This window comes from Fervidobacterium gondwanense DSM 13020 (genome assembly GCF_900143265.1).
Lineage (GTDB): Bacteria > Thermotogota > Thermotogae > Thermotogales > Fervidobacteriaceae > Fervidobacterium > Fervidobacterium gondwanense.
In genome coordinates, this window is record NZ_FRDJ01000012.1 from 1 (window position 1) to 20,705 (window position 20,705).

At 37.7% G+C, this 20,705-nt stretch carries 24 protein-coding genes and 1 pseudogene; 21 read left to right on the forward strand and 4 right to left on the reverse strand.

Going from position 1 to position 20,705, the window contains the following annotated elements:
• The 3 genes and pseudogenes from BUA11_RS08670 to BUA11_RS08680 form a co-directional block, all read left to right on the forward strand.
• Window positions 1-227 (forward strand): annotated as a pseudogene (locus tag BUA11_RS08670) (IS110 family transposase); the annotation flags it as partial.
• Window positions 228-541: 314 nt separating this feature from the next.
• On the forward strand, window positions 542-1,678 hold the full coding sequence (locus BUA11_RS08675; protein ID WP_072760589.1) for a CD0519/CD1768 family membrane protein: 1,137 nt from the start codon (window positions 542-544) through the stop codon (window positions 1,676-1,678).
• A 53-nt stretch (window positions 1,679-1,731) separates the two neighbouring features.
• A complete protein-coding gene (locus tag BUA11_RS08680) occupies window positions 1,732-2,337 on the forward strand; it encodes an MBL fold metallo-hydrolase (protein ID WP_072760591.1) in 606 nt (201 codons plus the stop codon).
• Between the two features lie 45 nt (window positions 2,338-2,382).
• Here the strand turns inward: BUA11_RS08680 and BUA11_RS08685 are convergent, their stop codons facing one another.
• Entirely contained in the window at window positions 2,383-3,909 is a 1,527-nt protein-coding gene (locus tag BUA11_RS08685) for a GGDEF domain-containing protein (RefSeq protein ID WP_072760593.1), read from the reverse strand.
• Window positions 3,910-4,183: 274 nt separating this feature from the next.
• Between BUA11_RS08685 and BUA11_RS08690 the strand changes: the two genes are divergently transcribed.
• From BUA11_RS08690 to BUA11_RS10345, 8 genes are all read left to right on the forward strand, one after another.
• The gene (locus BUA11_RS08690; RefSeq protein ID WP_072760595.1) at window positions 4,184-5,113 is read left to right on the forward strand and encodes a ribonuclease; all 930 of its coding nucleotides are present in this window, start codon (window positions 4,184-4,186) and stop codon (window positions 5,111-5,113) included.
• A gap of 17 nt (window positions 5,114-5,130) precedes the next feature.
• Complete coding sequence (locus BUA11_RS08695) at window positions 5,131-5,751, forward strand: Maf family protein (RefSeq protein ID WP_072760597.1); 621 nt, start codon at window positions 5,131-5,133, stop codon at window positions 5,749-5,751.
• The gene (gene radC, locus BUA11_RS08700) at window positions 5,711-6,373 is read left to right on the forward strand and encodes a RadC family protein (protein WP_072760599.1); all 663 of its coding nucleotides are present in this window, start codon (window positions 5,711-5,713) and stop codon (window positions 6,371-6,373) included. Before BUA11_RS08695 ends, radC begins: the two co-directional genes overlap by 41 nt.
• A gap of 13 nt (window positions 6,374-6,386) precedes the next feature.
• Window positions 6,387-7,571, forward strand: a complete 1,185-nt coding sequence (locus BUA11_RS08705) for a hypothetical protein (RefSeq protein WP_143145316.1) — start codon at window positions 6,387-6,389, stop codon at window positions 7,569-7,571.
• Window positions 7,572-7,584: 13 nt separating this feature from the next.
• The gene (locus BUA11_RS08710) at window positions 7,585-8,715 is read left to right on the forward strand and encodes a DegT/DnrJ/EryC1/StrS family aminotransferase (protein ID WP_072760604.1); all 1,131 of its coding nucleotides are present in this window, start codon (window positions 7,585-7,587) and stop codon (window positions 8,713-8,715) included.
• Window positions 8,716-8,949: a hypothetical protein gene (locus tag BUA11_RS08715; protein WP_072760606.1), complete on the forward strand. Its 234-nt coding sequence runs from the start codon at window positions 8,716-8,718 to the stop codon at window positions 8,947-8,949.
• A 60-nt stretch (window positions 8,950-9,009) separates the two neighbouring features.
• Window positions 9,010-10,365 carry an NCS2 family permease gene (locus tag BUA11_RS08720; protein WP_072760608.1) on the forward strand — a complete coding sequence of 452 codons (1,356 nt, stop codon included), beginning with the start codon at window positions 9,010-9,012 and terminating at the stop codon, window positions 10,363-10,365.
• Window positions 10,366-10,487: 122 nt separating this feature from the next.
• A complete protein-coding gene (locus BUA11_RS10345) occupies window positions 10,488-10,625 on the forward strand; it encodes a hypothetical protein (protein WP_178137764.1) in 138 nt (45 codons plus the stop codon).
• A 15-nt stretch (window positions 10,626-10,640) separates the two neighbouring features.
• Here BUA11_RS10345 and BUA11_RS08725 read toward each other — a convergent pair whose 3' ends face one another.
• Window positions 10,641-11,615: an alpha/beta hydrolase gene (locus tag BUA11_RS08725; RefSeq protein ID WP_084634427.1), complete on the reverse strand. Its 975-nt coding sequence runs from the start codon at window positions 11,613-11,615 to the stop codon at window positions 10,641-10,643.
• Between the two features lie 24 nt (window positions 11,616-11,639).
• On the reverse strand, window positions 11,640-12,266 hold the full coding sequence (locus BUA11_RS08730) for a phosphatase PAP2 family protein (RefSeq protein ID WP_072760610.1): 627 nt from the start codon (window positions 12,264-12,266) through the stop codon (window positions 11,640-11,642).
• 139 nt (window positions 12,267-12,405) lie between these two features.
• Here BUA11_RS08730 and BUA11_RS08735 point away from each other — a divergent pair, with 139 nt between their 5' ends.
• The 10 genes from BUA11_RS08735 (at window position 12,406) to BUA11_RS08780 (ending at window position 19,364) form a co-directional block, all read left to right on the forward strand.
• On the forward strand, window positions 12,406-13,686 hold the full coding sequence (locus BUA11_RS08735) for a S41 family peptidase (protein WP_072760612.1): 1,281 nt from the start codon (window positions 12,406-12,408) through the stop codon (window positions 13,684-13,686).
• A gap of 13 nt (window positions 13,687-13,699) precedes the next feature.
• On the forward strand, window positions 13,700-14,755 hold the full coding sequence (locus BUA11_RS08740) for a SpoIIE family protein phosphatase (protein WP_072760614.1): 1,056 nt from the start codon (window positions 13,700-13,702) through the stop codon (window positions 14,753-14,755).
• Window positions 14,756-14,900: 145 nt separating this feature from the next.
• Window positions 14,901-15,194, forward strand: coding sequence for an ArsR/SmtB family transcription factor (locus BUA11_RS08745; RefSeq protein WP_072760616.1), 294 nt, complete (start codon window positions 14,901-14,903; stop codon window positions 15,192-15,194).
• Between the two features lies 1 nt (window position 15,195).
• Window positions 15,196-16,296, forward strand: a complete 1,101-nt coding sequence (locus BUA11_RS08750; protein ID WP_072760618.1) for a permease — start codon at window positions 15,196-15,198, stop codon at window positions 16,294-16,296.
• 32 nt (window positions 16,297-16,328) lie between these two features.
• Window positions 16,329-16,568 carry a thioredoxin family protein gene (locus BUA11_RS08755; protein WP_072760620.1) on the forward strand — a complete coding sequence of 80 codons (240 nt, stop codon included), beginning with the start codon at window positions 16,329-16,331 and terminating at the stop codon, window positions 16,566-16,568.
• Between the two features lie 109 nt (window positions 16,569-16,677).
• Complete coding sequence (locus BUA11_RS10585) at window positions 16,678-16,779, forward strand: DUF4236 domain-containing protein (RefSeq protein WP_072760623.1); 102 nt, start codon at window positions 16,678-16,680, stop codon at window positions 16,777-16,779.
• The gene (locus tag BUA11_RS10285; protein ID WP_143145317.1) at window positions 16,742-17,215 is read left to right on the forward strand and encodes a tetratricopeptide repeat protein; all 474 of its coding nucleotides are present in this window, start codon (window positions 16,742-16,744) and stop codon (window positions 17,213-17,215) included. The genes BUA11_RS10585 and BUA11_RS10285 overlap by 38 nt, the downstream gene beginning before the upstream one ends.
• A gap of 175 nt (window positions 17,216-17,390) precedes the next feature.
• Window positions 17,391-17,996, forward strand: coding sequence for a DarT ssDNA thymidine ADP-ribosyltransferase family protein (locus BUA11_RS08770; protein ID WP_245789660.1), 606 nt, complete (start codon window positions 17,391-17,393; stop codon window positions 17,994-17,996).
• Between the two features lie 5 nt (window positions 17,997-18,001).
• Complete coding sequence (locus BUA11_RS08775; RefSeq protein WP_084634429.1) at window positions 18,002-18,700, forward strand: macro domain-containing protein; 699 nt, start codon at window positions 18,002-18,004, stop codon at window positions 18,698-18,700.
• A gap of 97 nt (window positions 18,701-18,797) precedes the next feature.
• Window positions 18,798-19,364 (forward strand): DUF7424 family protein, encoded by a 567-nt coding sequence (locus BUA11_RS08780; RefSeq protein WP_072760632.1) that lies wholly within the window; start codon window positions 18,798-18,800, stop codon window positions 19,362-19,364.
• A gap of 128 nt (window positions 19,365-19,492) precedes the next feature.
• Here BUA11_RS08780 and BUA11_RS08785 read toward each other — a convergent pair whose 3' ends face one another.
• Entirely contained in the window at window positions 19,493-20,278 is a 786-nt protein-coding gene (locus BUA11_RS08785; RefSeq protein ID WP_072760634.1) for an MBL fold metallo-hydrolase, read from the reverse strand.
• Window positions 20,279-20,705: the final 427 nt, after the last annotated feature.

Genomic DNA, 20,705 nt, shown 5'->3' on the forward strand with positions numbered 1-20,705 from the left:
ACAACCAACTAACGAAAAAAGGGAACAAGTATCTAAGAACATACCTAGTAATGGCAGCGAACGGAGTAAAGACATACGATCCTGTATACAAAGAATATTATCGCAAAAAGTACGCAGAAGCAACAACACACAAACACATGAGAGCGCTAATATTAACTGCAAGGAAATTAGTAAATTTAGTGTATTATTTACTAAAGAACAACGTACCGTATGTACCGATGAAATAGGTAAAAAGAACGAAATCAAGTATGTGAAGAATGAAAGTGAAATATTAAGTTATTGAAAGTCAAAGTGTTGACTAGGTTTTTTATTTTTCTATTTTTTCTCCTCTTGACTTATTACCGGAAATCTTATTTCTATCTCAATAAATATTATACCATACCTAAGTAATAATTAATTTCGACAACATTCGAATCGATAGAGCATTTTTCGTCTTTGATACGAGTTATTTTACATTTTCAGAGAATTTGACGCCCATTTATGCTGATGATAAACTTTCTTTGGACAATTTAGACAAAGAACTATAAAGGGAGGAAGCCTTGTGCAGACGAAAAAGATTTTTTCCTCTGAAAGTTTTGTTTTCTTAGCCGTACTTATTTTGTTCTTCTGGCTTTTTATAGGCTCTATGGGAAGTGCAAATTTCTTCAAGACACTGATGGCAACAGCTCACGATTTGTTGCTAAACACTGTATTCTTTATAATGGCAGTGGCTGTGCTCACCGGTGCGTTCGCAGGCTTACTTAACGAATTTGGCATAGTTCACTGGATACACTTACTACTGGATAAATTAATGAGACCGCTTTACGGACTCCCTGGTATAGCTGCAATGGGAATACTTTCGACGTATTTTTCGGATAATCCGGCAATAATAGCGCTTGCAAAGGATAAATCTTACATAAACCATTTTGAAAAATGGCAGGAACCTTTGTTGTGCAACCTCGGTACAGCATTTGGGATGGGTATGATAGTCTCAACGTTCTTCATAGCTCAAGGTGGACGCGTGGGAATGAATTTAGTTCCAGCAGTAATCATTGGAAACATTGCTACGGTTATTGGAAGCATCGTAAGTGTAAGGTTGTTCTCTGTATGGACTAAAAAGAAACTTGGAAGTGTACACAAAGAAGTTGAACACACAAACCCGCATTTTAGAAATGTACGCGAAGGTAACTGGTTTGAGAGATTTCTTGAAGCCATGCTCGATGGGGGAAAAACAGGGGTTGACATAGGACTTGGAATCATACCAGGAGTCATAGTAATAAGTACAGTTGTCATGATGTTAACCTTTGGGCCAAAGGATCCAACTGCGGGGTATCAAGGATTAGCATACGAAGGCATCGCTATCTTTGACAAATTTGGCCGAATAGTTTTTCTTCCATTCAAAGTACTTTTTGGTTTTGACAGTTCTCAGCTTCTGGCATTTCCAATAACGTGTCTTGGCTCCACTGGAGCTGCGTTAGCTCTGGTTCCACGCTTTTTAGAACACGGACTTATTAAACCAAGTGACATTGCCGTCTTTACAGCAATAGGCATGACGTGGAGCGGATACTTGAGCACCCATGTTGGTATGATGGATGCTCTTGGATACAGATATTTAACAAGTAAGGCAATTCTTTCGCATACAATAGGTGGTATTGTTGCTGGTTTCAGCGCTAATGTACTGTACAATTTATTCTTTTGAGATCTCAATATACATATTATTTTAGTGCCTGAAGAATCTGTGGGGGTGTAGTAATGAAATTGTCCATTTCTGAGTTAAAAGTATACAAGACATCCGGTGAGTTTGAAACGAACACATATGTCTTTACAATTGATGACATAACGTATGTAGTTGACCCAGGGATAGGGGTGGGAAAATACCTCGGCGGAGTAAAATGCGACGTTATACTAACACATGGCCATTACGACCACATAGCTGGACTTTCTGAGCTAAAACACGAACGAATTTACATTTCGCCTGAAGACAGTAAAGCACTATCCGACCCATCAGTTAATCTTTCTGTCCTTTTTGATGAACCATTTAGCTTAGATGTAAATTGGTATAACGTAGACGAATACTTCAACACACTCTTCGCACCGGGCCATACTAATGGTTCTCGAATTATACTCTTTGACGGTGTGATTTTTACAGGTGATGTAGTTTTTTCAAACTCTATAGGGAGAGTGGACCTATATATTGATGAGCATGATAAAGTTAAAATGAGAGAAGAGATGAAGAAGACGATATATTCGCTTAGAAAGTTTCTAAAAACACTCCCACAGGATTGGTACATCTGCCCTGGTCATGGAGAAATGGTGACGATCAAAAGACTATTCGAAATAAATCCATTTTTTAAATAACCAGGCTACTCACTCGTTATCCTTTTCATATATCCTTAGGCAAGTTCATGCCAGTAAAATTACCCTATTTTTCCCTGTTCGTTTCGCAATGTATAGGTTGGTATCCGCCTTATCTATTATTTTTTCAAATGTATCCGTATATTGTGGAACAAAGCTCACTGCTCCAATACTAATCGTGAAGCTTACATCAACAAAACTACTGTTGTCTTTTTCACATCTTACTTTCATTTTGGCAACTTCGTCTCTAAATAAGTTTAAGTGTTTCGCAAAGTCATCGGATTCTTTAGATACGTTGTAAATGGTAAATTCCTCTCCTCCAAATCTTTCAAATTCATCTGACGATCTCTGGAAACACTTCCTTATCATCACTGCCAAAGCTCTTAAACACGCATCACCGCACAAATGTCCATATTTATCGTTTATTTCTTTGAAGTTATCTATATCCACTATTGCAAAGTTTATATAAAAACCTTCCCTTCTTGCAATGTTGAAATCTTTGGGAAAACTTTCATCAAAATGCCTTCGGTTGTGAAGCCCTGTGAGTGCGTCTGTTGTAGAAATTTCCATTAAGAGCTCGTTTTGTTCATATATTTGCGCTGTTTTCTCTTCTACAATTCTATCTGTTTCTTTAACGTAATTATCGTGCTCTTGACCGATTTCGTTGTAGGAAGTTATGAACCCTTTCAGTTCATCTTTGTATTTGTCATAGTTCTTAATTTCTTTAAAACTCGTTCTGCTGTGCTCACGGATTTCTCTTGAAACAATTTCAAAAGACAGAGACAATTTTTTGCTCAGTTGACGGGAAAGTATAAGAACAATCAAAAATAGTGCAGCCAATAACAATGCTCCAAAAATTAAGATTGGACGAATTGACTTGTACACCATATCGATTGACACCACAGCGAATATTTTTACATCATAAAGCATTCTCTCATCAGAAAAAATGAAACTATCATTGGTTGTGGTCTCTGTTCCTTTCTTGAAAGAGAAAATATTCATGTTCCCCAAGCTAAACATAATTCCTCTATTATCATCTGAAACTATGTTTGTGAAAAAGTCTCTTACAAATCTACTAAAGTTAATTAGAGAAAGCACCTCTACATCCTCATTAGGTTTGTAATTTCTAACTAAGTATAGGCTGTTATTAAGTAGGATAAACGCTTTGCTACGGTAAAAAATAGTGTCATCCACGTTAGATACCTTATCAGTCCCATAAGAAAAAATCGTTTTTTCAACATACCTTACCTGGAACATTTCTGCGTATGGAAAGTATGATTTAAAGGAACTAATCTGCTTTTCCAATTTCGCTCTGGTACTTGTGCTCATGTTTTCATCGTCCATTGCCAAAGAATAGAAATCGACATCACTGACAGCATTCATCAAACTCTTTTCAAAAACCGAGAGTGCATATTTTAAGTTCGACGTAAAGTAAGAAGATAAAGTATTAAGATATCTTTTTTCTGAATTCATTTTATGAAAAATCTCGAGAGTCACGAATGAAGATACAGCGATTAGAACGGTAAAAACGCTAATGACAAAAAGCACATCAAAAAGTTTTGTTCTTATCTTCATATCATAGACCTCTTCTCATATTTTCATTATTCACGCGGTATACCTGACGGTACTTTAGACATCGATTTATATCATTTCGTTCAGATAATAGCGAATACCTAATATTGAATGTCGAAAACCCTGCTACGGAAACACTTTTCAAGAACTGAAGCTTTTGCAAAGCACAGACAAAACTTCCGTTGGAATTTAGAAAATATTCTGAAATTCTTAATAAAGAGAGAAAAATGATATAATATATAAGTGAGGCAAGAGACAAGAGTGGAGGTTTGGAACTTTGAGCAATTTACCAGATATATATGATCAACAGTATCTTCAAAGGTTACATTCCCTTGAGATAAAAAGAAAAGTTATACTGGACATTCTCAGAAACTATAAAAAGATAGAAAAAGAAAAGTTAGAAGTGCTTATTAAGAATTTAGAACATCCAGACAAGGTAGGATTGAAAAAAATCAATCCTTTAATTTTTTCATTCCTAATTGATAGTCTACTGAATATTCGCGAAAATCTCGAAGTAAAAATTGCAGAATTTGAAAAGAGTAGAATATCGAGGTACGTTCTTTTCGAAATACTATTCTGGTCAAAACCTTCAAGTTATCCTTTTCCTAATGAGAAAATATCTAATTATAGATCTTTTGTTCAACAAAAACGTGAAAAAGCAAAGAAAATGGGAGTTGAAAATTTTCTCCAACTATATGCTTTGGAGAGCGTTGAAAGGGATACATTTTTGAAAGAGATCAAAAGCACCGTGCTCAAAATAAGGCCAGAAAACCTTGAAGAGTATCTGTGGGTCCGCGACTTTGTAGAATATCTCACTCCTATCGAAAAAGAAAATTTAAGGCAAAAACTTCACCCATATGTTTGGAAGATTCTTATAAGTAAGAGCACCGCAATTCCGATTGTAATTGATGGCAACAATGTACTGATGTCACCAAAATTGAAGTTTCCGGAGAAAATAGATTCGCTACTCGAATACATAGCAAGACTCAATCAAACATATTTTCCTTTCTTCATTGTCTTTGATGAGAATGCAAAATACAAATTCCGCACAAAGTACTTCGAGTACAAAAGAGTATACTACCACTCACCTGCTGATGAGCTGATCATAGGACTTGCAAAAGAATTAGGAGGTGTAGTCTGCTCACAAGACAGATTCAAAGATTACGCTGACAATATAAAGAATATATGGTATGAATTGGGAATATAAAGTAAAGGGGGCAAGAAATGATAATACTTGGTACATCATCTCCAAGAAGGATCGAGCTCTTTTCGCACTTTAAACTTCCATTTCAGATTTTGGCACCACAAATCGATGAAAAAGTAGACGAAACTCTATACAAAACTCCTGAAGCCGTTGTTATAAAAATTGCAAAAGATAAGTTGCAAAAGATATGTGATAACACTATAAACCGCGAGGACATTGATGTAATTATTACAGCAGATACGATAGTGTGGATGGATGGCAGAATTTTTGGAAAGCCAAGAGACAGTAGTAACGCAAAAGAAATTCTCAGAGAGCTTTCTGGAAAATGGCACAAAGTTTTTACCGGTGTCTGTGTTAAAATAGATAACGAAGAATTCAGTTTTTACGAGGAAACAAGTGTAAAGTTCAGAGAGCTTGAAGACGAAGAGATAGATTTTTATGTATCCACCGGAGAGCCTTTAGACAAAGCCGGGGCTTATGGTATTCAGGAACTTGGAGGCGTTCTTGTCGAAAGAATAGAGGGGGATTACACTAACGTTGTCGGACTACCTTTACCAAAGCTTTGGAAACTTCTGTTCGACAGGGGGGTAATCAAACGTTATGCAACTCGAAAATGGTCCGAGGGAGAGGCTATTAAATGACGGGGCTCAAAATTTGACAACTGAAGAACTCATTGCTATCTTGTTAAGAACAGGCACGAAAGAAAAAGATGTTATCGCGCTTTCAAGAGAGATATTCGATAGATACGATAGGAGTCTTTACAAACTTTCAAAAGCGACGATTGATGAGTTAAGGGAAATAAAAGGACTTGGCGATGTAAAAATAGTGACATTACTTTCGGCACTTGAAATATCAAAACGACTTGTCAAAGAAGAATACAAAGAATCCTTCGTTTCTTTGAAATCACCAGAAGATGTTTACAAATACTGCATTGATATGCAGTCTTTTGAACAAGAAGTGGTAAGAGTGTTGTTTGTTGACTCAAAATTAAGATTGATAGGTTCAAAGGACATATCCAAGGGGACAATAAACACATCTATAGCTCATCCAAGAGATATATTCAGGGAAGCCTTAACAAAGAATGCGCCTGGAATAATCGTTGCTCACAATCACCCGTCTGGCGACCCTACACCAAGTACAGATGACATAGAGATAACAAAGAAACTTATAGAAGCCGGAAAAATAATAGGAATTACTGTCCATGATCATGTAGTTATCGGAACTGGATATATTAGTATTATCTCGAGAATAAAAGACAAATAGGGAGATGACAAATATGTACGGTTCTAATGAGGAAGATAAATTAAAGAACATAATGAAGTTGAAAGAAGAATTGGAAAAAGATCTCAAGAAAAAAGGCCTTTTGAAAGATAAAAAGCAAGAAACTTCAAAAAGTTCTACCGTCGATGAGTCAACAATGAAAAGACTCAAGGAAAGTGTTGTAAAGAGTTCTCACATAGTTCCTGAAGAAAGCCTTACTCTGTACAATATCAACCTTCAAGACTACGATGCAAGTATTGAGGATGTTATAAAAGCACTGAGAATATTTTCCGCGAAAACCACAAACATGAACCATAAACTAATATTTGAAGGTCTGGTAAAACTGCTCGAGGGAAATGTAAAAGGCGCAAAAGATTCTTTCACACAAGCTCAGGGAATAGAAGCTCAGTATAATAAAATCCTTTCAAATTTATACAGCGGAGAAGATGTATCCCAAGAGCTCGCACTCTTTTTGAAGTCATATCCTGATTCAATTTATCCGTTACTTCTCATACTTGAGCGAGAGATTATTAAAGGTACCGCTGATGGAATAGAAAAGATACTGTCAATATTGTCTAAGAGGTCTTATTTCTGGCATCTTATTTTTGAGCTTTTTAAAGACACTTACTCTGAAGAAGCTGCTATTTCCGCTGTGAGAGAAAAGGTATTTGCATCTTTAATAATGCTGTTGTTTGTATATATTGATAGAACAAAGGATCTCCCAATTCAAAACCATACATGTCTTAATGCTCACAAATCATATTTACGGGGTGAAACAATTTCAGCCCCCGATTGGTGTCCCTTTGGCAGAATTGCGATAGAAGCAAGAAGATACTTGGCAGGTTATAAAATAGACTTTGGAGCAGTGAAACCATTCGAAAAAACACCTGAAGGAAAGCTCTTCTTGGGACTTGTCTACCTCAATGAGGGAAACAAAACCATCGCAGAACAGTATATAAACGCATTTGAAAAGCAAGTAGGGGATTATAAAATATACAAGAAACATCTTAAGCAGTCTAAAATGGGAATTGAGCAGTTTATAGCCCTGCCGAGCGACTTTGAACCTGTCGAAGAAAAAATCTCCATTATAGAATTCGTCACAAAAAATCCGGGTTATGATATCTATGTTAGATATCGCAAATTCGAATTCGTTCGCTTGGTCTTTTCCGAAGAGCACTGTAAAATAAATTATTCAAAATAAAGGAGGACTCAAAATGATACCACTTTTTGACTTAACAAGACAGTACAACAAGCTCCGCGAAGAAGTGCTCAGAACAGTTGACAGCGTCCTTTCTGATGGAAGAGTCATACTTGGACCGGCAGTGGAAAACTTTGAAAAAGAACTTGCAGAATATTTGGATGTGAAGCATGCTATTGGAGTTGCAAATGGAAGTGATGCGCTCGTAATAGCGCTCCACGCTCTCGGCATAGAAAAGGGCGACAAAGTTGTTACTACTCCATATACATTCTTCGCAACAGCATCATGCATTGTTCGAAACGGAGGTGTACCTGTTTTCGTCGACGTTGATCCCGAAACGTACAATATAGACCTTGAACAGGTAGAACACGCAATAAGAAAAGAAAACGCTAAAGCCGTAATTCCAGTTCACCTTTTCGGTAGAACTGTGGATTTTGAAAAACTCCACTTCCTAAAAGTCAAATATGGTGTTAAAATATTAGAGGATGCTGCGCAATCTATAGGAAGCGAAGGAAAAACTGATAATATCATTAAAAAGTCAGGCACATTCGGAAATATTGGTATTTTTTCATTCTTTCCAACCAAAAACCTTGGTGCATACGGTGATGCTGGTGCAATAGTTACGAACGACGATACACTTGCAGAAAGAGCGAAAATGTTGAGACAGCACGGCTCAAAGAAGAAGTATTTTCATGAAATGGTTGGATACAATTCAAGACTTGACTCTCTTCATGCTGCAATACTTTCAGTTAAATTGAAGTATCTTGATGAATGGACAGAGAGAAGAATAAACATCGCAAAAGAATACCAGAGACTATTTGAAGAGAAGAGACTACCGCTGAAGTATCCGAAAGTCGAAGAAAAAGGTTACAGATCACACGTTTACCACCAATACGTTGTCGAATTCGAAGATGAACAGACAAGAGACAGAGTAAAAGAGTACCTAACGAAGAACGATATTGGAACAGCTCTTTACTATCCACTACCACTACATTTGCAAAAGTGCTTTGCAGAGTACGGATACAAAGAAGGTGATTTTCCTGTTTCAGAAAGACTATCTAAAACGACGCTCGCACTCCCAATATTCCCTGAGCTTACCGATGAGGAAATAGCAACAATTGTAGAGAAAATCAGCGAGGTGATTTAAATGGCAGAGCTTCAGAACGAAAAACAAGCACAAAACGAACAATTTCTTCAAACACTCGAAAATTTCGTCAGGAGATATCTGAGAGTTAGAGATACTATAAAAGAACTCAACAAAGAAAAAAAGGACTTGGAAGACGCGATAATACAAATGGTTGAAGGTACGGATATAGACCATATAATAGTCGATGGCTCTGTTGTAGAATTTGAAAACAAGACAAAGATAAAACTTAAGTAAATAATACAAAGTATCCGGAAAAACCGGCATACAAAAAACCTTACGTGGGGGGAAGAGTGTATGGACAGGTATTTCAAGATAACCGAACAAGGTTCTAGTGTACGTACTGAGATCATCGCGGGTATAACAACCTTCCTAACGCTTGCTTACATTGTCTTCGTTAACCCGTCTATACTTGTGCAAGCAGTACCAGGCATATTTGACCAAACTGGTAAGATTCTCGACCAAGCACTTTACAACAGCTACTACGGCGCTTTCATGGTTGCTACGATCGTTGGCGGTGCTATTGCAACACTTATTATGGGACTTTTTGCAAACTATCCGTTCGCACTTGCACCGGGTATGGGACTAAATGCATACTTTACATATACAGTTTGTCTCAAACTTGGTATTCCATGGCAGCTTGCATTAACGGCAGTATTTATCGAGGGTTTAATCTTTGTGATACTCACAATTACCGGTGCAAGGAATTTCGTGGCAAAAGCTGTCCCACAACCTGTTAAGGCTGCAACTGGTGCAGGTATAGGATTGTTCATAGCACTAATCGGACTCAAGAACGCAGGTATCGTCATGCCAGACCCAATAACAGCCGTAACACTCGGACATCTTAACAAGCCAGACACACTACTCGCTGTAATAGGCTTCTTCATAACTGTCGTTCTTTTTGCACTCAACGTTCCTGGGTCAATACTCTTAGGAATAATCCTCACAACAGTCATTGGTGCAATGCCAGTTTTCAATGTAACACACTACCAAGGGATAATAGGCAAAATACCAGATATATCCCCAACTTTCTTCAAAATACAGTTCAACCCCGAGACGTTGCTATCAGCAACATTCTGGATAGTTGTCGGCACGTTCTTTTTTGTAGACTTCTTCGATACACTTGGTACATTGACAGGTCTTGCTGAAGGTACAGGCTTTACAAAGAAGAACGGAGAAATGGAAAGAGCAAACAGGGCATACTTGGCAGACGCGATAGGAACAGTTGCAGGTGCATTGTTTGGAACATCCACTGTTACAACATACATCGAGAGCAGTACAGGTATTGCAGTTGGTGGAAGAACAGGTCTTACAGCGGTCGTAGTTGCATTACTCATGCTTGCAATGCTCTTCTTCTCACCACTTGCTCTCACAATACCAGCAGCAGCAACAGCACCAGCGCTTATATTCGTCGGCGTTCTCATGGTCAAGAGCTTGATGTCGATAAAATGGGATGACGTAACAGATGCAGTCCCTGCGTTTGTGACGCTCACCATGATACCCTTCACATATTCTATTGCTAACGGTATAGCGCTCGGAATAATAACATACCCAATAGTCAAAGCATTATCAGGCAAGAGAAAAGAAATCCACTGGTTCACGTGGATTCTTGCAGCACTGTTTGTCGCTTACTTAACATTCTTCAGAGAATGAAACAGACAGTTAACAGCAAAGCCCCGGAGATTTCTCCGGGGCTTGTTTTTCTTGTTCTATTTCAACATGGTATAATACAAAGTAGGGGGCTGAAACACCAAGAACTTGGGGGATAGGGAAATATGAGAAAGAGAAACAACAAAATGGGTTATCGAAACGGAGCAATTTTAGTATCCGTTTTAATTATTTTAATTGTTGTTGTAATCATCCTCTCAAAGCTATGGTTTCTGCTTGGGTTAAGACTTAAAGGATATCCATGATATGTTTGATGCATTCTAAACCGCATTCTGATTAGCTTTTTTGTATATTCGCTGAGCCTGTTTTTTGAAAAATTTGAGGCTCTTTCCTGCGATAAAACGTCTGAATAGATAAGATGATTTGTGTCCTGATGGCACAGTTATTTTTGTTGCATTTGGTAATAGTCTGTAAAGCCCATTTGATGCTTGTTTTGGTATAACCTTGTCAAAAACACCCGAGAACATTAAAACGGGTTGTTTGACAAATTTTGCGTACGATAGAGGGTCATAATGGAAACACGTTGGGGTTAGCGTGAATATATCGTTCAGTTCCTTTAGTGAATGAACTTTCCGCCTACTGCTTGACCTTAGCTCTATACATTTTGGTTCATCTTTGCATCCCCACTCATTGCTGAATTTCTTGTATCCTTCCCTTACTGGCTCAACATACGGAGAATACCAATTAATCCAGCGCCAGTCACCACCTGTGAAAGCAAGCACACCGATATCCAATCTGCTATCGAGTGCAAGGCTCATTGTCGCTATCATCCCACCAAAGCTGAACCCCATAATTCCCAATGGCAAATCATTACTTACGCCTTGAATGAGTCCTGACTCTAAAAGGTCTATCGTCCTTCTCACATCCTTGATCGCTTGGTGGAAGCGTACAATACAATGTGCCGGTGAATGATGGAAGAAAGGCTCTCCTCCGTTCCACTCCTGCTTTGTGCGCTGCATGTGGTAGGGTTGTATAAGAAAATACGTCTCTATGCCTTTTTGTGCAAAATTCTCTGCAAACCACATGAGATATGGAATATGTCCATTCCCAATTCCATGCAAGAATATCAGTCTCATCCAAGGATTTTCTGCGCTATATCTGTAGACATATACTCTGCTTGACTCTGGAATATCTGGTTCATAGACCGTGTCGAAACTTAGAAGTACGTATTTCTCGTCCTCTTTTTCGACCTTAAGATTAAAAGGCAAATTCTTATCGTACTCATAAATGTACACTACTTGCACCCCCAATTTTCTAAATTATTCGGGACTTTTTGTTGAATAAAAGACATCGGCTATATAATATCCAGTCGAGCTGCCGAACATAACATCCGACAACCAATGATTATTGGACCACAATCTTTGCGCCGAGAAAACCAGAGGTATTGAATACCACACATCTCCGAAACGCTTTGCAATTGGCGTAAAAATAGACCAACTCAAAGCACTGTGACCAGATGGGAATGATTGGTAACCCTCAGTGAGAGAGAACGGTTTAAAAATGAAAGGGTTGTTTTCAGCGTACGGGCGTCCTCTTCCAACAACAAACTTTACTAATCCAACAAAAACAGCGGTAGTCAAGAAACTCTCTATCACTGTGAATGCTGTATATTCATCGAATGGATACGCAACGGCTGCACTCACAACCGCAATCGCAGTGAAATGAACAAGATTCAAGTCGTTAAGAAAATCAAATAAATTCGATCTTGACACCCCCCTATTTACAGGTTCATCTAACAAAAAGGATGGAAGCGGAACACAGAAAACAGGAACAATTACCTTTGACAAGTTATGTACGTCCATTACTAATTCATCCAAATAATCAGCTCCAAAACTTATAAAAGGAATCAGTAACAATAAGAACATAGCTAAAGACCTTTTCAACATTATCAATCACCCCTCCTAAAGATTATTATAGCCCCTGAACCTCTTAAGTCAACTATTACTGACCGAACATAGTTCTTAAAAAAGAGTGGTATAATTATTATGTGAATGGCGGCTCAGTATAAATGTAAGGGGTGGTGCTATGAAATGGTTCAATTTTACAGTTATCTTTATTATAGCCATTGTCATAATTGGTCTTTTTGGATTTTACATATATGAACATTATAGATACTCACCGTTTGCGTTACTCGTTGACGTAGGAGTTGCGAAAGAATACCTAAGAGACAGACACGTTGATTTATGGAATCCGGTGAAAAGAGATGAGATTGTTTTTGAGAATGTAGAAATCACCGAAAGATTGAGTACTTATGAATTCGCACTCAAACTTGAACCAATCCTGTCAAAACTAAACGACGGAATTACAAGAATAGAAATTCAATTAAAATCAACGGACAAAGTTCTCCCGATGAGCTTCAAACTTATTGATGGAGACGTTATAGTCTACAAAAGCAAATGCGAAATTCCTGTTGGTTCAAGAATACTTACAATGAACGGATACCAAATAAAAGACATAATTGAGAAATACAGAGATTTATTCCCCACACTTGATGAATTTGAAAGAGAATATGCTTTTGTCGATAAATTACTGTATGCTTATCCCAGCATAATTGATGGCTCAACTATTCACATCACATATTATCTTCCTAACTCCAGTGTACAAAGAACAGCGTACATCAAAGCAATGGACAAGAAAAGATGGGACACTGAAATAAAAAAAGACGTCGAGAATGTCAAGATTTACAAGATAAAGGATTATGCAATTCTAAAAATACTCAGCTTCGAGATCTTTGATAAGAAGCAAATGACAAGTTTGCTTGAAGCATTTGGTGAACTAAATGACGCAACGAATGTAATCTTCGACTTAAGATATGCAAACGACGGCGACAGCACAATACCGACGATTATAATATCAAAACTAATTACAAGTCCAACGGCACTGTATCCGAAATACACGGGCAGATTTAGAAACAAGGAAATCGAAAAGAAACAAATTCCAATAGAACCAGACGACCATAGAATAGATGCAAAAGTTTATTTTCTTGTCAACAACTCTTGTTTCTACCAGCCACAAAAGACGCTCATAACAGTTCTGAATCAGCACCAACTTGGAAATTTCATCGCTTGGAATATTCCTGAAAGTATCAACAAAGGCGTTTACTATACAGATGAATTTTGGAAAATACTCCCCAATACTCGCACATACATAGTAATGCCTCAAGGCAGAGTCGAATACAATACCAATATTGACTTTGTTATAGGTGACGGACCAGATGTGGCCATAGAAGAACTGATCGATGAAAATCGCTACTTTGAATGGTTGAAAAACTTTATTGACATGTTAGAAACTACCAAAGAAGAATAAGAAGGTGGCATTTATGGAACTATCGGAATATCTTTCAAGAACGAACGTTTTGGACTTTTTACAAGCACTCGAAATTTCCGCATACGTTGTTGACAAAAATAGAAAGATTGTCTTCTGGAACGGACAAGCGACAAGTCTAACAGGATATGACTCAGAAGAAGTCATAGGAAGGAAATGCGCTGAACAAGTGCTTAATCATGTTGATAGAACAGGCATTCCCGTCTGTTCAACCGACCTTTGCCCATTATACCAAGCTATCAAAAATGGTATTCCAGTCGAAGTACCTTTTGCGGTATATGGGTTGACAAAATCAGGTAAAAGGAGGCCTTTTTCTGTATTCGGTCTACCTATCAAAAACGGTAATGAAATACTTGGAGCTGTAGAACTATTTACAGATGCCGAGAAATTGGATGCTGACATGTCACTCGCTATAACCATTCAAGAAGGGTTCGTACCTGAAAGTAACGACAAGATAGAATTCTTCTACCGCCCGTCAACAGGACTTGGTGGAGACATGATTTACTACAACCCACCATGGATTGGAATCATCGACATCAGCGGTCATGGAGTAGCCGCTGCGCTTGTGAGTATGCTGATTAGGATTTCTCTCGACTCTGTCATTGCCTTCGACCCTCCTTTAAATGCGCTTCCATACTTGTTAGAGAATGAACTGAAAAGATTCAAATTGCAGGGAGTATACTTAACATCGATATTCGGACAGCTTAAGGAAGATGAATTTACCTTTATAAACATGGGACATCCATCTCCAGTTAACATAACACAAAAAAAGGTTGTTAAAACGAAGAATGTTGTTCCAGTTGGATGGGGGTTAAGTGATGAGTACGATGAATCGATTATTAATCGCCATAAGCTTTCAGACGGCAATCTGCTCCTTTATACAGATGGACTTACAGAAATGAAAACAAAAACTGGTATGCTGGGAACAGAAGGACTAATCAGCACACTCGCGCCTGAAGATAATACAACAAGCATATATTTAAAAACACTCTCACTTAGGGCTTCTGGCTTACAAGAAGACGACATAACAATGATACTAATCAAACAATAACCATTTGTCTACAACGCATAGCAGAGGGCATTTTTCAATGCCCTTTGTTTTTTGTTTGAAAGTTAAAAAAGTCACTTGAAAATATTAGAATATTCTTATATACTAAATACAGAAATTACACTTTATGCTTGAAAGGAGTGGAAGCATGGTAGAGAACTTAGAGAAGTATGCAGAGACATTAAAAGTGATCGCACACCCGATAAGATTGCAAATACTTATGATGTTAAAAGATAACGAAAAACTCTGCGTGTGTGAAATGTTACCACGCATCGGTATTAGTCAACCAAACCTATCTCAACACCTGTCCATGATGAGACTAAGTGGACTGGTCGAAACAGAAAAGAAAGGTAACATGGTCTTTTACAAACTTTCGGACAACAGATTTTTGAAAGAATTTCTGGATTTAATAGACAAATATATTAATGCAGAGGTGAAATAAGGTGAGCGAACTAAAATTATTCTTTCTAATCTTAGCCGTATTCTTCGTATTCTATTTTGTCCCATTCGATGCACCCGCTGTTAAGGACAGCATCTTAAACGGTTTTGTTATGCTCAACGAATACGCCCGCGAACACGTTCTACTTTGTTTAGTCCCTGCATTCTTCATCGCTGGCACAATTTCCGTCATGCTCAAAAAAGATGCCATACTGAAACTTCTCGGTCCTGATGCCAAAAGAATAATATCCTACCCAATTGCAGCTATCAGCGGGGCAATACTTGCGGTTTGCTCTTGTACAATCCTCCCGCTTTTTGGTGGCATATATAAGAAAGGAGCAGGAATCGGTCCAGCAGCAACATTCCTTTTCGCAGGACCCGCTATCAACATCGCAGCGATATTTCTAACAGCAAGAATCCTTGGCTGGGACCTTGGAATTGCAAGGATGATAGCAACATTAAGTGCAGCGATACTCATAGGTTTAATTATGGAGCTGATTTACAAAGAAAAAGGTAGTGGTGGATTTGTACAAACAGCTGAGACAAACACAAGTAATGCAAAAGCACTGACATTTTTTCTGTTGCAACTCTTTTTCCTTGTACTCAGCGGGCTCAAAATAAACCCAACAATTAAAAATGCTGGACTCGGCGTACTTGGCTTATCAGTATTTGGGATGGCACTTTTCGGATTTGAAAGAGACGAAACAAGATCTTGGATTGCTGAGACGTGGGATTTTGCTAAGAAGATACTTCCATACCTATTTGTAGGTGTATTCTTAGCAGGAATCATAACAAAACTACTTCCACAGAATGTAGTGGTCTTCTTACTTGGCAAGAACAACATATTCTCAACATTCGTTGCTTCCATCATAGGTGCGTTAATGTACTTTGCAACGCTTACAGAAGTGCCGATAGTGCAAGCATTGACACAACTTGGAATGGCAAAAGGACCGACACTTGCATTGCTCATGGCAGGAAACTCTCTAAGTTTGCCAAGCATGATAGTCATAACAAAGCTTCTTGGAAAAAAGAAAGCATTTACATACTTCGGCTTGGTTGTTCTTTTCTCAACAATATTTGGAATGATCTATGGTCTTATTGGATAAACCTACTAAACAAGCATAGGAGGGATTATTGCATGGCAAAGAAGGTAGAAGTACTCGGTTCAGGATGTCCAAAGTGCAAACAGACGCTCAAGATTATTGAAACTGCGATTCAAGAACTTGGAATCAACGCAGTAGTTGAGAAAGTCCAAGACATCAACGAAATAATTTCAAGAGGAGTTGCAGCAACCCCAGCAGTAGCAATCGATGGGAAGATAGTCCTTTCAGGAAAGATACCGACAATTGATGAAGCGAAGAAACTGCTTGCTGAGTAATTTGTAAAGAAAATCAAAAGAAACCCCAGTGGATTCAAACCACTGAAGTTTTTGTTTGAGCTATCGGAGTGATAGAACATAATCGATAACTTAAAGGAAGGAATTAAATATGCGTTGGTGTTTTCGAAGAAGCATAAGCATTGGTAAAAGCTTTCGCATAAACTTGAGCAAAAGTGGAATGGGAGTTATCCAAGAAACGTCACAACTATGAACAAGCGAAGCCTAATAGCATAAGCGAAGGACCTATAGTCGTTACCATCTACAAACCTTCAAACATAAAGGACTTATCAGCATTTAGAAATCTATCAATTTCTTTGTTAATTATAGGTGTTGCCATTCTATTTGCTTCACTGCCCTTAGGAATAGCTTTCCTAAGAAACGAGGTTTTGGTGATTAACCTTTTAGCCGACTGCTTTCTTGAATTAGAGAAAACAGAACTCGCCTTAGAGGTTCTCCAGAAAGGTCCAGTGCGTTCGAGAAAAATGGCGAATGAACAGCTCAAGCTCTTTCATTACCTTTTGGGACAAACATATCTAAAACTCGGCAACAAAAAGAAAGCACTCTCTCACTTCCAGAAAATATATGTGGATGATAGAAATTTTAAGGATGTTGAGAAGCTTATCGAAGAGCTTGAGAGTCAGGAATAGGAACACAACGGATTCAGTGAAGTCAATGAGATTATGATATAATCGACTTAGAAGAAGAAACCTTGCTTCGAAATCTTAAAGGTTTTCTCAAGAGATATAGAGTTTTCTTTGGATGATACAGACGTAGAACTTAACATTGATGATTATCAATATAGGGGGGAATACTTTGTTTAAGATGCTGTATTATATAGCACCAATCTCAAATTTGCATGGAATTTTTAAACATCGCAAGGTGTTTTGCAGGAAAGATGCAGAAAGAAAAGGGTTAATAAAAGAAGATCCATCTGACAAAGATGTTCAAAGAAGGCGGACAAACAAGATTATCTATGAAGGTCGCGAAAAGAGATATAATCTTCACGATTATGTGAATTTGTATATAAATCCAAGAAACGCTATGCTTTACCGCTATTTGAGAGAAAAGGATAAGATTGCTGTCTTAGAATTTTCCGGCGATTTGTTAAGCAAGTTTAGATACGTAAGATATTCGTTCAAAAATGCTTCAGCCGATGATGCTATTATCTCAGGGAGTCCATACTTAATCAATGAAAATATACAAAGAATTTTTTCCTCATCTTGGAACGGAGATGAAGAGCTAAAAAAGATAATGCAGTCTGAAGTATTAGTTTTTGGGTATGTGCCAATAGATTTCTTAGTGAGTATTATTACTCCGTCTAAATATATTGAAGAAGTTAAGGGAATAGTAAGGAAGTACGAACTGAACATCCCCGTTTTTTCTAAATCAAGACAAATCGAAGATATATTTTTCGAAAGTGAGTTCTAAAGAAAATGACAAATAATAGAAAGGGGATAAAAATGATTCTTATTTCGCCATATTCTGTTTTTGAACATATCTTTGAAGTTGATGCGATTGTAAATACGATAAACACCAAAGGCTACATGGGAAAGGGATTAGCCCTTGAATGTGCTTTAAGGTTTCCGGATATGGAGAAAAAATATAAAGAAGAATGCCAGAAACAAAAGATAAAGGCCGGGGATGTTTGGATATATGAAGTAGAGAGTGAATACTGGGAAGATCCAGAAAAGGAAATTAGGAAAACGAAAAGACTAAAAGTATTGAATGCGGCCACAAAGGATGATTATAAATTCCCTTCAAAGATTGAATGGGTTGAATCAGTGGTTAACGAAATTAAGAACTTATTAAATGGCAACGAAATTAATTCTATTACTTTGCCTAAACTTGGTGCTGGACTTGGAAAACTAAATTGGGAGAACGTTGAGGATATTATCGTCACTAAGTTGTCTGAATTGGACAAAAAAATAATTATTGCTTTAGATCTAATACCAGGCGAAAGGGAAAAATTAGGAATTAGACGTGCAATGAAGGAATTGTTTAGTAAAAAAACACTGTTTGAAAACAATACTGAACATAGCTACAAAGAAAACATCTCAAGATTTAGAGAGCTTTTGAACATTGAAAATGTTGGAAAGAAAAAATACTCGGAATTGGTTAGGAAGTACTACTGAAAAGAGCTAAAACAGCCAAAAATTAGTCGGAATAATAGTCCAAATAACAATTCTTGCTGCAATTCTGCTTGTACTGACCGGGTGTAAAGCTGAGGTCTTGCCTGAAGTTTACATAAGCGCTATCTATGACTTTGCAACAGGGCAGGCTGATAAACTTTCGGTCTGGGCAACCCTGAAGATTTCAGTAAGTGACAGAGACAGCCATGATGATTACGCGGATGAGATAACGGAAATATTGAGTAAGCGATTTGAAACTACTGAGAATGTTAGATATGATAGCGACGGGACCTATTATGTTGCCGACGTGGAAATCACAACAGATACCAGCAAACTAATAAGTTTTAGTCTGAAGCAAGATGGTACGTTTACAATCAATTTTAACAAGGAAGAGTTAAAGGCAGCAAACGAAGAATCAGCAGCCGTTAACTCCAATAACACAGTTTCAGAAAACGAGATTACCTTTACAATTCTTGTAGTCAACGATCTAAAAAAGAATATTGTTATAGAACCACAAGGTGGAATATATATTGATAAGGTACCATATCCATTCCCAGAAAAGATGAATGTCAAATCACGAAGTAGGTTTACTGTAGTAGTTACTGATCTCTTTAGGGATTACTTAGTGCAGAAAGGCTCCGCACCGCTCTTCAAAATTTACTGGTAAGTTCTAATTTGGCAGCCAGCCCAGGGGTAGCATGGGTGAAAAAGAGAAGAATATTCAAATGCTCATAATTTAAGGTACCATACCGGCATCCATTTTAAATGGTGCCGTTTTTTAAACACGAAATCAGTTTACTGAGCGTCTTTCAGCATCTCCTTGATCAATTCTCCGCTACAATGGTATGGAATAATTTTCTTAACACCAAGAAATGTAAGTGCTTCTATAGTCCTCCTTCCCTTACTTTCAGGCAAGTTATAGAGATGAAACCCGCCCATAAGGAGTTTAACCTGCTTCCCAAACAGTTCTGTTGCGTCTTTTACTATATTTACTATCCCTCTATGCGCACAGCCTGTTATAAGGATTATTCCATCACCTTCATCCACTACAAGGTTTAGTTCTTCTTCAAAAAAGTCTCTAATTCTTTGACCGTTCTTTTCAACGAAAAACTTTGAATCTGGTTCTTCAAAATTGTTGTTCAATCTGGCTGGTCCGAAGATATACATAGATTGTGAAATTCTCATCAGTTTGTCCTTGACTATCATGAAGTCGAACCCATCTTTTGCCTCTTCCCACTGAACGCCTGTAAATCTTTCACCGCTGTACTTTGGCAAGAATGCCTCCTCTCTTAGAAAGACGTTGAACCTTTTTCCGAGGTTCGCAAGGTATCTAAGCCCACCGGCGTGGTCATAATGCCCGTGGCTTATGACCACGTTTCCCACTTCAAGTAGATTCTTACCAATAATCTCAGCATTTCTGAGAAATACATCTGTATGCCCAGTATCAAAGAGCAACGGTGGTTCTCCGTCCTTTTCAACAAGCACTGAAAATCCATGCTCACGAATCAGTGGTTCGTTAAGTTCATCATCGCACAATATTGTTAGACATGTTGATTCTGTTTTTATGCTTCTCAATAACATTTTCCATCCCCTCTGTACGATACACGCTTAGTGTAAAACGTCTATCCATAAAATCAGGCAACTCTACAATATATTATACTTCATTACTTTTCGGTAAGCTTCAATGGAGCACTAATAATCTTGACAACTCCTAACCATACTATGCTATATCTTTGATATAGCATAGTATCAGCAAGTGTCAGTGTAAGCTATAACATAGTTATTAAGTGTCCAAATACTTATATCATAATAAATAATAAGTTTATGATAGTTATTTAGTAAGTTCATTATATGTACTGCTTAGTTGATATACTTAATTAGTTTATACTGCTGTATCTTCTACTGCGTGCTTACAAAGGCTTTACTATGTTACAACGAAAGTTTACTTTTCTTAGCTTTGTCTTATTCCATGTTATATCACTAATTTATTCATTCTACATGTCTTTCA